The sequence below is a fragment of the Klebsiella oxytoca NBRC 105695 genome (assembly GCF_001598695.1).
GTDB lineage: Bacteria > Pseudomonadota > Gammaproteobacteria > Enterobacterales > Enterobacteriaceae > Klebsiella > Klebsiella oxytoca.
In genome coordinates, this window is sequence record NZ_BCZK01000015.1 from 1 (window position 1) to 13,003 (window position 13,003).

The following is a 13,003-nucleotide window of genomic DNA, read 5'->3' on the forward strand; positions in this document are numbered from 1 at the left end:
CATCCTGATCACCCGATAAAAGATCCCTACCGTCAGTCGGAGCCTGCCCAATGTCCCCAATAACCGAATCTTTTAAGAAACATTTTGGCAATCATCAGCTTACCACTACGGGCGATCCGTGCTGGGTTCCTCCCGCTTTTCCGAAAGAGGGCCGGTTGCTTTTAAGCCAGCGGCAGGTCAACGCCAATATAATCAAAATCGACAGGGAGGAGGCATTATTTCGCCAGGAGTCCCGCCGGCAAAAAAGCAGCCCCTGCTGTAAGAGCCTGCATATCAGCCTGTTTTTTGACGGTACCAATAATAATGCGCTAAAAGATACCGCCTGCATGCCGCCGCACCCGTCGAACGTGGCAAAACTATACCGTGCCTGCGCGCCTGATGATCTCATGGCAAATGAGCGTGGATTTTACGCCTTCTATATTCCCGGCGTTGGTACGCCTTTTCCGCAGATTGGTACCTATGACTATTATTCGTCGGGACTGCAGTTTGCTGTCGGCGGCGAGGACCGTATCAACTGGGGGATGGTGCAGCTTTGTAATGCCCTGAACCATACCGTGACAAAAAATTTCCTCGGCAACGGCATAATGAAAAGGGCGGTTCAGGCGATGAACAGCTCCAGCACTTCGGCGGCTGTGGAACTGGGGTTATTCGCTGGCAGCGCGGCGATGTCTTACAACCGTGAAAAAGTAAACCAGGCCTATCTGGACTCGCGGAAGACAATGCCTGGTCAGATGCGGATGCGGCTGCGTATGTTTGAACAACTCTTAAGGCTGGTGCAGGAAAAATTCGTGCGCGCGCAGTGCAAGACGGCAGCGATAAAGCTGTTTGTGTACGGTTTTTCCCGCGGCGCGGCAGAAGCCCGCGCTTTTGTCAGCTGGCTGGATGAAGCGCTGGCCGAAGGACTACTCGGTTTCCCGGCAGGAACGCTGCTCGGCGTGAAGGTTTCGGTGGAATTTTTAGGCCTCTTTGATACCGTGCCGGCAGTGGGAATTGCCAATGTGGTTCCGGGCTTTACCGGTCACAACGGCTGGGCGGAGCAGACGCAGCCGCTGACGCAGTCAGGGTTAATCAAGCGCTGCTATCATCTGGTGGCTGCTCACGAGCAGCGTCAGGCATTTTCGCTGGACTCCATCCGTACCGCCGCTGGCAGCTATTTATCCCAGACTCAGGAAGTGGTCTACCCCGGTATGCACTCCGACGTTGGCGGGGGATACCCCTGTGGGGATCAGGGCAAGGGCCGGGGCGGTGCGGGCGATCTGTTATCGCAAATTACTCTGCATGATATGTATGCTGCCGCGATGGATGCCGGGGCGCCGCTGTCGTTTCATCCTGATGTTTTTGCCCTGTTGCACCCGGATTTCAGGCAAATGTATATCTTTCGGGAAATGAGTTTTGCTTCAGTTGGGGAATTTGATTTTTATCCCGGACTGGTAGACACCTTTAACAACTGGCGATCGACCCTCTCCCTTGACAATCAGCAGGAGGATCCGCTGTCTGACGATGCTATCTACGCGCCGTTTCGTTTTGAGTCAGTCTGTCTGGAAGAGATGCTGGAAGCGGAAATGATCTGGATGACCGGCTGGCGTATCGCACGTTTTGCTTCACCCAGGACATCGCCAATAAATCTCACGTCGCAGCCCTTCTTCCAGCATGCGGCCCAGCACCCGGAGATTACCGCCCAGCCGTATGCGGCAGGGTTCAGCCAACAGGCGCAGCGCGCCCTTGCCCGTGAGTGGTCGCTTTTGCAATGCAAAGCTGAGGCGATAGCGCAGGCGCGTAATAAAGAGGCGTCCAGACACAGGGGCGATGAAAATTGGTTCCCTGGCCCGGAGCTTGTTGGGCAACCGTTGTTCGATGCCAACAACGCCCGCGGTCAGCTTTGGGAAGCCGCCACCGAGTTTGCGGCGGACTACATGCGTAAAGCTCGCCCCCAGGCGCTGTTTAAACCGGCGATGAAGCAGAAAGCGCAGGGGGCGATCGATTCGGCCACCTGCACTATTGCCGCAAGTGCCGAAACCGGCTTTTCATGGGAGATAAGCACGACGGCGGCAAATCTACAGATACTGGATCCACTGCTCGCCCAGGCGGCCTACTTTTATACCCATCAGAATGAAGCCTATGAATATCTGCGATTTAAGCAGGCGGGCGAGTACAGATTCCGTCAGCATATTGAGCCGTGCCTGTTGAAACGAGAGCAGAACGATAAAATCAGCGGGCTGATCACTCTGTATGATAACTATATCCATGATTCCCGGGCCTGGTTTATGCACTCGGAAAGCGGCGTCAGAGAGCCTTTTGGCAGCTACTTTTTATCCAGAATGATCTATTTTGGCGATAAGTGGAGCAAGGCCGTCCAGCTGCGCTTTGATGGGCAAACGATGTCAGGTATTAGCGAGGCGCTGCAGGATAAGGCCATTTTTGCTCATGTGCCAACCTACGGTGTAAAGGTCTTTAACCGTGATACCGGGCAAGAAATTCCCGTTGACGAAAGCAGTCTGCCAGCGCCCACGCATGAGTTTATCGCGCAGCTTAAACCCCTGGTTAAACAGCGCCAGCAGGCAACGGAAACGGCCAGGCGCGAGCGCATCGCAAATGCGCTCAACGCCTTATGGGACTCCGAAATACTCCATTCACCTCAGGTGTAATTTGACAGAGGTGAGAGGTCAGTGGTGGCGTATTTGTTATCTGAACAGGTTCGGGGCAGCGTTTTTTCAGCTCCCCAGATATAGACCTGGCTGTCGGCGATGGAGCGCATGCTGACAGCCAGTAGCAGGAACAACGGTATTAAAGCATCATGGCGACAGTCCTTGTTGCCGCATTTTATCGTTAGTCTATTTTGAGGCGGGTCTCTTCTCCGCCTTCGCCAGCTCTTTCACCAGCGGCAGCATAACCCTCATCACATCGCGGCTGCGCTGAGCAATACGGCCCGGCAGGGCTTTATCAATATACTGCTGGTTATCCAGCTGAACGTTGTGCCAGCTGGTACCGTCCGGGAACGAACGAGATTTGGCGCGCTGCTGGTAGCCATCTTTGCGTCCCAGAGACCAGTTGGTGGCTTCGACGGTTAATACCGGGATCCCGGCTTCGTCAAATACGCTGGCATCATTACAGCAGCCGGTCCCTTTTGGATAGTCAGGATTCAGGCCAGGATTGCTGGCGGCGCTAATACCTTTACTACGAGCGATAGCCAGCGCCCGGTCGCGGGTGAGCTTGCGCACCGAGGATGGCGTGCTGCGGCCGCTATTAAAATAGAGCTTATCGCCCACCACCAGATTATCGAGGTTAATGACCAATAGGGTATTTTTCTTCTCCGCGTCGCTCATACGCTTAAGCATATTCTGCGCACCCAGACGACCCTCTTCTTCACCGCTGGTGGCGACGAAGCGAATACCATAACGCGTAGGGATATTCTTTAACTGCTCAGCAAGTTCCAGCATGACCCCCAGACCGAGGGCGTTATCATCGATGCCCTGCAGCGTCAGGCCGCCGAGGTTATTTTCTATGTCGGCATCGGTCTGCGGCGCGTAGGTATCTAGATGGGCCATGATGATGATTTGCTGGCGATCTTTCCCCTCATGCGCGGCGATAACCGTGCTGCCGGTGACGTTTTGCCAGTTTTTGCGATTATCGTTGTTGGTGTAAATGTATCGGGTATTAAAACTGCGAATATCGCTCTCGTAGCCCATTTGCGTGAACTGCTGACGCAAATAATCAGCCGACAGCATCTCGGCGGGCGAACCGGTCATTCTTCCGGGAAAAAAGGTAGCGATGTGACGAGCCTGAGCATTGGTGGTGTCGCCCAGAGCGCTTATTGCCGGGGCGGCGGTGAAGACAAAACCTGCGCTCAACGCCAGGGGAAGCAGGCGACGGCACAATGCGGAAAACATAGGGGGGTCCTTTAGCACTTAAAACAATTTCACCCGCGTAGTATGAAACTGTGATCGGGGTTAAACAATTTCAATCGCTCTTAAATGGTGGAAAAACCGCGTGTTAAGCACTTTTTGATATTAGCTTTTCCAGGCCGTTATTCTTTTGAGTCACAACTCATTCCATTTCGTAATTTCATTTGCTCTAAACCGCACCCTATAGTCGCTCTATTGCTGATTGTAAGAGAGTTGTTGCGCAGTGGAATACTTGCCGATATTTGCCGAAGTGAAAGAGAGACCCGTACTGGTGATCGGCGGCGGCGAGATTGCCGCGCGCAAGATCACCTTTCTGCTGCGTGCTGAAGCGAAGGTACAGATTGTCGCCGACGCGCTAATTCCGGAACTTGCCGGCAAGGTTGAGCGTCAGGAAATTCAGTGGCGGGCCACCGAATTTGAAGAGCAGCAGCTTGATAACGTATTCCTGGTGATTGCCGCTACCGAAGATGACGCGCTGAACCTGCGCGTTTATGCCGCGGCCAACGCGCGCTACCGGCTGGTCAACGTGGTTGATAATCAGGCGCTGTGCTCGTTTGTTTTCCCGTCAATCGTCGATCGTTCTCCGCTGCTGGTGGCTATCTCTTCCAGCGGCAAAGCGCCGGTGCTGTCGCGAATTTTGCGCGAAAAAATCGAAGCGCTGCTGCCCACCAACCTGGGGCGGCTGGCCGAAACGGCGAGCTACTGGCGTCATCATATTAAAACCCATCTGAAAACCACTGCCGAACGCCGTCGTTTTTGGGAACGCGTGTTTACCGGCCGCTTTGCCAGCCTGATGCTGGCGGGCAATAAAGCCGAAGCGGAAAAGGCGCTGGAAGATGAGCTCCGACAGCCGGAAAAGCGGCTCGGTGAAATTATCCTCGTCGGCGCGGGGCCTGGCGATGCCGGACTGCTGACCCTGCGCGGCCTGCAGGCTATCCAGCAGGCGGATGTGGTGTTTTACGACAATCTGGTCACGCCGGAAGTCCGCGAGCTGGTGCGTCGCGACGCGGAGACAATCTGCGTGGGCAAAAGCGCCGTCGGCGTCTCCGTACCGCAGCAGGACATTAACCGCATGCTGGTAGAGGCGGCGAAAGCGGGCAATACGGTGATTCGCCTGAAAGGCGGCGACCCGTTTATTTTCGGGCGCGGCGGCGAAGAGCTGCAGGCTGCGGCTGAAGCCGGTATTCCGTTTCAGGTTGTCCCGGGCGTGACGGCAGCGGCTGGCGCCACGGCTTATGCCGGGATCCCGCTGACCCACCGCGATTACGCGCAAAGCGCAACTTTTATTACCGGGCACTTCGGTGCGGAAAACTCCCCGCTCAACTGGACTCGGCTGGCGCAAAGCGGCCAGACCCTGGCGATTTATATGGGCAGCCTGAAAGCGGCGGAAATCAGCGCTCAGCTGATCGCTAACGGTCGCGCGGGCGACACCCCGGTGGCGGTGATCTCGCGGGGTACTCGCGCTGATCAGCAAACCCGGACCGGCACATTACAACAACTCGAAAACCTGGCGAAAGATGCCCCGATGCCCGCGCTGCTGGTAGTGGGCGAAGTGGTGCGATTACATCATCAGCTTGCCTGGTTTCAACACACCTCATCCTCAGACGCCTTTAAGGCTTCTGTAGTAAATCTGGCTTAAGGAACGGTTATGGACCAAAAACGACTTACTCACCTGCGGCAACTGGAGGCGGAAAGCATCCATATTATTCGTGAGGTGGCCGCCGAATTCTCTAACCCGGTGATGATGTACTCCATCGGTAAAGACTCCAGCGTAATGCTGCATCTGGCGCGTAAAGCGTTTTATCCAGGAACTCTGCCGTTCCCGCTGCTGCACGTTGATACCGGCTGGAAATTCCGCGAAATGTATGAGTTCCGCGACCGTACCGCTAAAGCCTACGGCTGCGAACTGCTGGTGCATAAAAATCCGGAAGGGGTGGCGATGGGGATTAACCCGTTCGTTCACGGCAGCGCCAAACATACCGATATCATGAAAACCGAAGGCCTTAAGCAGGCGCTGAACAAATACGGCTTCGATGCCGCGTTCGGCGGCGCGCGTCGCGATGAAGAGAAATCTCGCGCCAAGGAGCGTATTTACTCCTTCCGCGACCGCTTCCATCGCTGGGACCCAAAAAACCAGCGCCCGGAACTGTGGCACAACTATAACGGCCAGATTAACAAAGGTGAAAGCATCCGCGTGTTCCCGCTCTCCAACTGGACCGAGCTGGATATCTGGCAGTACATCTATCTGGAAAATATTGAAATTGTTCCGCTGTACCTGGCGGCAGAGCGTCCGGTGCTGGAGCGCGACGGGATGCTGATGATGATCGATGACGATCGCATTAATCTGCAGCCCGGCGAGATGATCAAAAAACAGATGGTGCGCTTCCGTACCCTTGGCTGCTGGCCGCTGACCGGCGCGGTGGAGTCCAATGCGCAAACGCTGCCGGAGATCATCGAAGAGATGCTGGTGTCGACCACCAGCGAACGACAGGGGCGCGTGATTGACCGCGACCAGGCAGGCTCCATGGAGCTGAAGAAACGTCAGGGTTATTTCTAAGGAGCCGCCATGAACACTACGATTGCACAACAAATTGCTGATGAAGGCGGCGTAGAAGCCTATCTGCACGCCCAGCAGCACAAAAGCCTGCTGCGCTTTCTGACCTGCGGCAGCGTTGATGACGGTAAAAGCACGCTGATTGGTCGATTGCTGCACGATACCCGACAGATTTACGAAGATCAGCTCTCATCTCTGCATAATGACAGCAAACGTCACGGTACGCAGGGCGAAAAATTGGATCTGGCGCTGCTGGTGGATGGCCTGCAGGCCGAGCGCGAGCAGGGCATCACCATCGACGTCGCCTATCGCTATTTCTCTACCGAGAAGCGCAAGTTTATTATCGCCGATACGCCGGGGCACGAGCAGTACACCCGTAATATGGCGACCGGTGCATCAACCTGCGAACTGGCGATCCTGCTGATCGACGCCCGCAAAGGCGTGCTCGATCAAACCCGTCGTCACAGCTTTATTTCGACACTGCTGGGGATCAAACACCTGGTGGTGGCGGTGAACAAAATGGATCTCGTCGAGTTTAGCGAAGAGACTTTCAACACCATCCGCGAAGCGTATCTGACCTTTGCGGAGCAGCTGCCTGGCGATCTCGACATTCGCTTTGTTCCGCTTTCTGCCCTGGAAGGGGACAACGTCGCCAGCCAGAGTGAGAAAATGCCGTGGTACAGCGGTCCGACGCTGCTGGAAGTGCTGGAAACCGTTGAGATTCAGCGCGTGGTGGAAAGCCAGCCGCTGCGCTTCCCGGTACAGTACGTTAACCGCCCGAACCTCGACTTCCGCGGATTTTCCGGGACGGTGGCCTCCGGTAGCGTGAGGGTAGGGCAGCGTCTTAAGGTGCTCCCGTCCGGAGTGGAATCCACCGTTGCGCGCATCGTCACCTTCGACGGCGATCTGCCAGAAGCGGCGGCCGGGGAAGCGATCACCCTCGTGCTGAAGGATGAAATTGATATCAGCCGTGGCGATCTGCTGGTCGATGCGGCAGTTTCTCTGCCCGCAGTACAAAGCGCCAGCATTGATGTTGTATGGATGGCGGAGCAGGCGCTGACCCCGGGCCAAAGCTACGACATTAAAATCGCCGGTAAGAAAACTCGCGCCCGCGTTGATAGCGTTCGCTACCAGGTGGATATCAACAACCTGACCCAGCGCGAAGTGGAAACGCTGCCCCTGAACGGCATCGGGCTGATCGATCTCACTTTTGACGAGCCGCTGGTGCTGGATAAATACCAGGATAACCCGGTTACCGGGGGCCTGATCTTTATCGACCGTTTGACCAACGTCACCGTTGGCGCAGGTATGGTTCATGAACCCCATGAACGGGTTCAGGCGAGCGCTTCACAGTGCAGCGCGTTTGAGCTTGAGCTGAACCAGCTTATTCGCAAGCACTTCCCGCACTGGGACGCTCGCGACCTGCTGGGAGGCAAGTAATGGCCCGACATGACGAAAACGTCGTCTGGCATGACCATAAGGTAACACGTAAAGATCGAGAAGCGCTGCATGGGCATAAAGGCGCAGTGGTCTGGTTTACGGGACTTTCCGGTTCGGGAAAATCAACCATTGCCGGCGCGCTGGAAGAGGAGCTGCATCGGCTCGGCGTGAGCACCTGGTTACTGGATGGCGATAATGTGCGTCACGGCCTGTGCAGCGATCTTGGCTTCAGCGACGACGACCGCAAAGAAAACATTCGCCGCGTGGGGGAAGTGGCGAAGCTGATGGTCGATGCCGGGCTGGTTGTATTGACGGCGTTTATATCTCCGCATCGCGCAGAGCGACAAATGGTGCGCGAACGTATAGGGGAAGGGCGCTTTATCGAAGTATTTGTCGATACGCCGTTAGCGATCTGCGAAGCGCGGGATCCGAAGGGCCTGTACAAGAAGGCGCGGGCCGGGGAATTGCGCAACTTTACCGGGATCGATTCAGTGTATGAATCCCCGGAGAGGGCAGAAATTCACCTCGACGGTGAACAATTGGTAACAAATTTGGTGCACCAACTATTAGACCTGCTACGACAGAGCGATATTATCAGATCCTGAAACGGCGGCGGTATCAGCGAATGATGCCGGTCGCCAGGTCAACAGGATTCGATATGCGCAATACCCAGAACCTCAGTATTATTCGTTCAGAACCGCCGCCGGCCGCCAGCGACGAGACCACGTGGTCTCTGTCGGGGGCGGCCGTGGGCTTTATTTCATGGCTGCTGGCGCTGGGTATTCCCTTCCTGATCTATGGCAGTAACACGCTATTTTTTCTCCTCTACACCTGGCCGTTCTTCCTGGCGCTGATGCCGGTTGCCGTTGTGGTTGGCATTGCGCTGCATTCGCTGCTGGACGGCAAACTTCAGTACAGCGTCTGCGCGACGATTCTGACCGTCGGGCTGATGTTCGGTCTGCTGTTCCTCTGGCTACTGGGGTAGTCTTTTCACGAATGAATCTGGCCTGGGTATCAACGGTAAAAATGTGGTACAGTCCCCGCGTTACGCGGCGTCGTCCGCGCGCCAGAGTAGAGAACTCGGGCGAGTTATGGGATGATGATGCCGTTTTTCAGGGGGCAGGATGGGTAAACTAACGCTGCTGTTATTGGCTTTGCTGGTCTGGCTACAGTACTCGCTGTGGTTCGGCAAAAATGGTCTGCATGACTATAGCCGGGTTAATGACGATGTCTCCGCGCAGCAGGCAACTAACGCTAAATTAAAAGCACGCAACGATCAGCTGTTCGCCGAAATTGACGATCTCAACGGCGGCCAGGAAGCTATCGAAGAGCGCGCGCGCAATGAACTCAGTATGACCCGCCCGGGCGAAACGTTTTATCGTCTGGTGCCGGATGCGTCGAAACGCAACCAGGCCGCGGGGCAACAGCAGAATAATCGATAAACAGGCCCAGGATTACAACATGGCAGCCACTTTTCCGGGCGTTTGCGCCGTGGTGCCGGCAGCCGGTTTTGGCCGCCGCATGCAAACGGAATGCCCGAAACAATATCTCTCTATCGGTAACAAAACGATTCTCGAACACGCGGTCGCCGCGCTGTTGGCAAACGCGCGTATACAGCGGGTGGTGATTGCCGTCAGCCCGGGAGACGAGCGCTTTAGCCAGCTGCCGTTGGCGAATCATCCTCAGATCACCGTTGTTGATGGCGGTACAGAACGTGCGGACTCCGTCCTTGCGGGCCTGAAGGCTCTTAGCGAGGCCGATTGGGTGCTGGTACACGATGCTGCGCGCCCCTGCCTGCACCAGGACGATCTCAGCCGCCTGCTTCAACTCTGTGAGACCAGCCGAACGGGCGGCATTCTGGCCGCCCCGGTTCGCGATACCATGAAACGCGCGGAGCCGGGCAGGGCGGCTATTGCCCATACCGTCGAACGCAACGATTTATGGCATGCGCTGACGCCACAATTTTTCCCTCGCGAACTGCTTGTTGATTGCCTGACGCGGGCGCTTAATGAAGGGGCGACCATCACCGATGAAGCCTCGGCGCTGGAGTACTGCGGCTTTCATCCTGAGCTGGTCGCCGGACGAGCTGATAATATTAAAGTGACGCGCCCGGAAGACCTGGCGCTGGCCGAATTTTACCTTACCCGTTCCCGACACCAGGAGAAGGCTTAATGCGAATTGGACACGGTTTTGACGTACACGCTTTTGGCGGTGAAGGCCCCATCATCATCGGCGGCGTGCGCGTACCTTATGAAAAAGGGCTGCTGGCGCATTCCGACGGCGACGTCGCGCTGCACGCGCTGACCGATGCGCTGTTGGGCGCGGCGGCGCTGGGCGACATCGGCAAGCTGTTCCCGGATACCGACCCGGCCTTTAAGGGGGCCGATAGCCGCGAACTGCTGCGCGAAGCGTGGCGGCGCATCCAGGCAAAAGGCTTTACCCTTGGCAACGTTGACGTCACCATCATCGCCCAGGCGCCGAAAATGCTGCCGCATATTCCCCAGATGCGCATCTTTATTGCTGAAGACCTCGGCTGCCATATGGACGATGTTAACGTCAAAGCCACCACCACTGAAAAGCTGGGCTTTACCGGCCGTGGCGAAGGCATCGCCTGTGAAGCGGTGGCGCTGCTGCGTAAGGCTGAGAAATGATCGCTTTTGACGAACTCACTTATCTGCATGGAAAACCGCTGAGCCAGGGGCTGCTAAAAGCCAATCCGGAAGACTTTGTGGTGGTTGAGGATCTCGGCTTTGCGCCCGATGGCGAAGGCGAACATGTGCTGGTGCGTATTCTGAAAAACGGCTGCAATACCCGTTTTGTCGCTGACGCGTTGGCCAAATTCCTTAAAATTCATGCGCGCGAAGTGAGCTTTGCCGGGCAGAAAGACAAACATGCGGTGACTGAACAGTGGCTGTGCGCCCGAGTGCCGGGCAAAGAGATGCCCGACCTGAGCAAATTCCAGCTTGAAGGCTGTCAGGTACTGGAGTACGCGCGCCATAAGCGCAAGCTGCGCCTCGGGGCGCTGAAGGGGAACCAGTTTACGCTGGTGCTGCGCGAAATCAGCGATCGCGACGATGTCGAAACGCGTTTACAGGCGATTGCTGAGCATGGCGTACCCAACTATTTTGGCGCCCAGCGCTTCGGTATCGGCGGCAGTAACCTGCTGGGGGCGCTGCGCTGGGCCGAGAGCGGCGCGCCGGTGCGCGATCGCAATAAACGCAGTTTTTGTTTGTCGGCGGCCCGCAGCGCATTGTTTAATCAACAGGTTGGTATTAGATTAAAAAAACCGGAATTTAATCAGGTTGTTGATGGCGATGCGCTACAATTAGCGGGGCGCGGAAGCTGGTTCGTTGCGACCTCTGAAGAACTGACGGAGCTCCAGGCGCGGGTAAATAATCGCGAACTGATGATTACCGCTGCGCTTGTAGGTAGCGGCGACTGGGGCAGCCAGCGGGACGCGCTGGCCGCCGAACAGGCGGCCGTCGTTGAAGAGACGCAGCTACAGACGCTGCTGGTGCGTGAAAAAGTAGAGGCCGCACGCCGGGCGATGCTGCTTTATCCCCAGCAGATGAGCTGGAACTGGTGGGATGACGTTACCGTTGAACTGCGTTTCTGGCTGCCCGCAGGCAGCTTCGCCACCAGCGTAGTAAGGGAGCTTATCAATACAACGGGTGACTATGCGAATATTGCTGAGTAACGATGACGGGATCCACGCGCCGGGCATTCAGACCCTGGCGAAGGCCTTACGGGAATTCGCTGAGGTTCAGATAGTTGCACCCGATCGTAACCGCAGCGGGGCGTCGAATTCCCTGACGCTGGAGTCTTCGCTACGCACTTTCACTTTCGACAACGGCGATATCGCCGTGCAAATGGGCACGCCGACGGACTGTGTCTACCTCGGCGTCAACGCCCTGATGCGGCCGCGTCCGGATATTGTGGTCTCCGGCATTAACGCCGGGCCCAACCTTGGCGACGACGTCATCTATTCCGGCACCGTTGCCGCCGCCATGGAAGGCCGTCATCTGGGCTTTCCGGCGCTGGCCGTTTCGCTAAACGGCTACCAACACTATGAGACCGCCGCTGCGGTCACCAGCTCGATTCTCCGGGCATTAAGCCGCGAACCGCTGCGTACCGGGCGCATTCTCAATATCAACGTGCCGGATCTTCCGCTTGATCAGATAAAAGGTATTCGCGTTACCCGCTGCGGCAGCCGCCATCCTTCCGATCAGGTCATTCCGCAGAAAGATCCGCGCGGCAATACGCTGTACTGGATCGGTCCTCCGGGGGAAAAGTACGACGCCGGTCCGGATACCGACTTTGCCGCGGTGGATGAAGGCTATGTCTCGGTCACGCCGCTCCATGTCGATTTAACCGCCCACAGCGCGCATGAGGTGGTTAGCGGCTGGCTCGATCGCGTTGGGGTTGATACACAATGGTAAGCAAACGTGTTGAAAGTCTTCTCAATCAGCTTCGCACTCAGGGCATTGTCGACGAGCGCGTGCTGGACGCTATCGCGCAGGTGCCGCGAGAAAAGTTTGTTGATGAAGCCTTTGAACATAAGGCGTGGGAAAACACGGCATTGCCGATTGGCCAGGGGCAAACTATTTCGCAGCCCTATATGGTGGCGAGGATGACCGAGCTTCTGACGCTTACGCCGGAGTCAAGGGTGCTGGAAATCGGCACCGGCTCTGGTTATCAGACGGCAATTCTGGCGCACCTCGTGCACCACGTTTGCTCGGTCGAGCGTATTAAGAGCCTGCAGTGGCACGCGCGCCGTCGTCTGAAACAACTTGATTTACATAATGTTTCAACCCGTCACGGTGATGGATGGCAGGGTTGGCAGGCACGCGCGCCGTTTGACGCGATTATTGTGACCGCAGCGCCGCCGGAAATCCCGGCCGCACTGCTGGCGCAATTAGACGATGGCGGCGTGCTGGTGCTGCCGGTAGGCGAAGAGCACCAGTTTTTAAAGCGCATCCGTCGACGCGGCAATGAGTTTGTCATTGACACCGTCGAGGCCGTGCGCTTTGTTCCCCTCGTTAAAGGGGAGCTGGCCTGAACCGGATTATTCCAGGTTTTTTTGCCTGCATTTAGGCATAGGGTGGAC

Annotated in this window: 13 protein-coding genes; 12 read left to right on the plus strand and 1 reads right to left on the minus strand. The window is 56.5% G+C overall.

Translation table 11 applies throughout. The annotated features are described in order from the left end of the window. Positions 1 to 50: 50 nt before the first annotated feature. Entirely contained in the window at positions 51 to 2,645 is a 2,595-nt protein-coding gene (locus KO1_RS21675; protein WP_004104986.1) for a T6SS phospholipase effector Tle1-like catalytic domain-containing protein, read from the plus strand. A 186-nt stretch (positions 2,646 to 2,831) separates the two neighbouring features. On the opposite strand, the gene KO1_RS21680 is transcribed toward KO1_RS21675, so the two are convergent. After that, the gene (locus KO1_RS21680) at positions 2,832 to 3,887 is read right to left on the minus strand and encodes an aminopeptidase (RefSeq protein WP_032745843.1); all 1,056 of its coding nucleotides are present in this window, start codon (positions 3,885 to 3,887) and stop codon (positions 2,832 to 2,834) included. A 247-nt stretch (positions 3,888 to 4,134) separates the two neighbouring features. Here KO1_RS21680 and cysG point away from each other — a divergent pair, with 247 nt between their 5' ends. The 11 genes from cysG (at position 4,135) to KO1_RS21735 (ending at position 12,955) form a co-directional block, all read left to right on the plus strand. Continuing rightward, positions 4,135 to 5,541: a siroheme synthase CysG gene (gene cysG / locus KO1_RS21685; RefSeq protein ID WP_163525304.1), complete on the plus strand. Its 1,407-nt coding sequence runs from the start codon at positions 4,135 to 4,137 to the stop codon at positions 5,539 to 5,541. Between the two features lie 9 nt (positions 5,542 to 5,550). Continuing rightward, complete coding sequence (gene cysD, locus KO1_RS21690; RefSeq protein WP_004104981.1) at positions 5,551 to 6,459, plus strand: sulfate adenylyltransferase subunit CysD; 909 nt, start codon at positions 5,551 to 5,553, stop codon at positions 6,457 to 6,459. 9 nt (positions 6,460 to 6,468) lie between these two features. Beyond that, the gene (cysN, locus tag KO1_RS21695) at positions 6,469 to 7,896 is read left to right on the plus strand and encodes a sulfate adenylyltransferase subunit CysN (protein ID WP_047720722.1); all 1,428 of its coding nucleotides are present in this window, start codon (positions 6,469 to 6,471) and stop codon (positions 7,894 to 7,896) included. Continuing rightward, entirely contained in the window at positions 7,896 to 8,501 is a 606-nt protein-coding gene (gene cysC / locus KO1_RS21700; RefSeq protein WP_004104979.1) for an adenylyl-sulfate kinase, read from the plus strand. The genes cysN and cysC overlap by 1 nt, the downstream gene beginning before the upstream one ends. 53 nt (positions 8,502 to 8,554) lie before the next feature. Beyond that, complete coding sequence (locus KO1_RS21705; protein WP_004104978.1) at positions 8,555 to 8,881, plus strand: DUF3561 family protein; 327 nt, start codon at positions 8,555 to 8,557, stop codon at positions 8,879 to 8,881. A 139-nt stretch (positions 8,882 to 9,020) separates the two neighbouring features. Then, complete coding sequence (gene ftsB, locus KO1_RS21710) at positions 9,021 to 9,338, plus strand: cell division protein FtsB (RefSeq protein WP_004104977.1); 318 nt, start codon at positions 9,021 to 9,023, stop codon at positions 9,336 to 9,338. Positions 9,339 to 9,357: 19 nt separating this feature from the next. Further along, positions 9,358 to 10,068, plus strand: coding sequence for a 2-C-methyl-D-erythritol 4-phosphate cytidylyltransferase (gene ispD / locus KO1_RS21715; RefSeq protein ID WP_032728994.1), 711 nt, complete (start codon positions 9,358 to 9,360; stop codon positions 10,066 to 10,068). Next, positions 10,068 to 10,547, plus strand: a complete 480-nt coding sequence (gene ispF, locus KO1_RS21720) for a 2-C-methyl-D-erythritol 2,4-cyclodiphosphate synthase (protein ID WP_004104972.1) — start codon at positions 10,068 to 10,070, stop codon at positions 10,545 to 10,547. Before ispD ends, ispF begins: the two co-directional genes overlap by 1 nt. After that, positions 10,544 to 11,593, plus strand: a complete 1,050-nt coding sequence (gene truD / locus KO1_RS21725) for a tRNA pseudouridine(13) synthase TruD (protein WP_047720723.1) — start codon at positions 10,544 to 10,546, stop codon at positions 11,591 to 11,593. Before ispF ends, truD begins: the two co-directional genes overlap by 4 nt. Further along, positions 11,574 to 12,335: a 5'/3'-nucleotidase SurE gene (gene surE, locus KO1_RS21730; protein ID WP_004114878.1), complete on the plus strand. Its 762-nt coding sequence runs from the start codon at positions 11,574 to 11,576 to the stop codon at positions 12,333 to 12,335. The genes truD and surE overlap by 20 nt, the downstream gene beginning before the upstream one ends. Beyond that, complete coding sequence (locus tag KO1_RS21735) at positions 12,329 to 12,955, plus strand: protein-L-isoaspartate(D-aspartate) O-methyltransferase (protein WP_004104966.1); 627 nt, start codon at positions 12,329 to 12,331, stop codon at positions 12,953 to 12,955. The genes surE and KO1_RS21735 overlap by 7 nt, the downstream gene beginning before the upstream one ends. The last annotated feature ends 48 nt before the right edge of the window (positions 12,956 to 13,003 follow it).

Coding starts and splice junctions, on each gene's coding strand:
- KO1_RS21705 (WP_004104978.1), top strand. CDS start 8,555: ATGCGCAATACCCAGAACCTCAGTATTATTCGTTCAGAACCGCCGCCG.
- cysN (WP_047720722.1), top strand. CDS start 6,469: ATGAACACTACGATTGCACAACAAATTGCTGATGAAGGCGGCGTAGAA.
- ftsB (WP_004104977.1), top strand. CDS start 9,021: ATGGGTAAACTAACGCTGCTGTTATTGGCTTTGCTGGTCTGGCTACAG.
- KO1_RS21735 (WP_004104966.1), top strand. CDS start 12,329: ATGGTAAGCAAACGTGTTGAAAGTCTTCTCAATCAGCTTCGCACTCAG.
- KO1_RS21680 (WP_032745843.1), bottom strand. CDS start 3,887: ATGTTTTCCGCATTGTGCCGTCGCCTGCTTCCCCTGGCGTTGAGCGCA.
- ispD (WP_032728994.1), top strand. CDS start 9,358: ATGGCAGCCACTTTTCCGGGCGTTTGCGCCGTGGTGCCGGCAGCCGGT.
- cysC (WP_004104979.1), top strand. CDS start 7,896: ATGGCCCGACATGACGAAAACGTCGTCTGGCATGACCATAAGGTAACA.
- surE (WP_004114878.1), top strand. CDS start 11,574: ATGCGAATATTGCTGAGTAACGATGACGGGATCCACGCGCCGGGCATT.
- KO1_RS21675 (WP_004104986.1), top strand. CDS start 51: ATGTCCCCAATAACCGAATCTTTTAAGAAACATTTTGGCAATCATCAG.
- cysD (WP_004104981.1), top strand. CDS start 5,551: ATGGACCAAAAACGACTTACTCACCTGCGGCAACTGGAGGCGGAAAGC.
- ispF (WP_004104972.1), top strand. CDS start 10,068: ATGCGAATTGGACACGGTTTTGACGTACACGCTTTTGGCGGTGAAGGC.
- truD (WP_047720723.1), top strand. CDS start 10,544: ATGATCGCTTTTGACGAACTCACTTATCTGCATGGAAAACCGCTGAGC.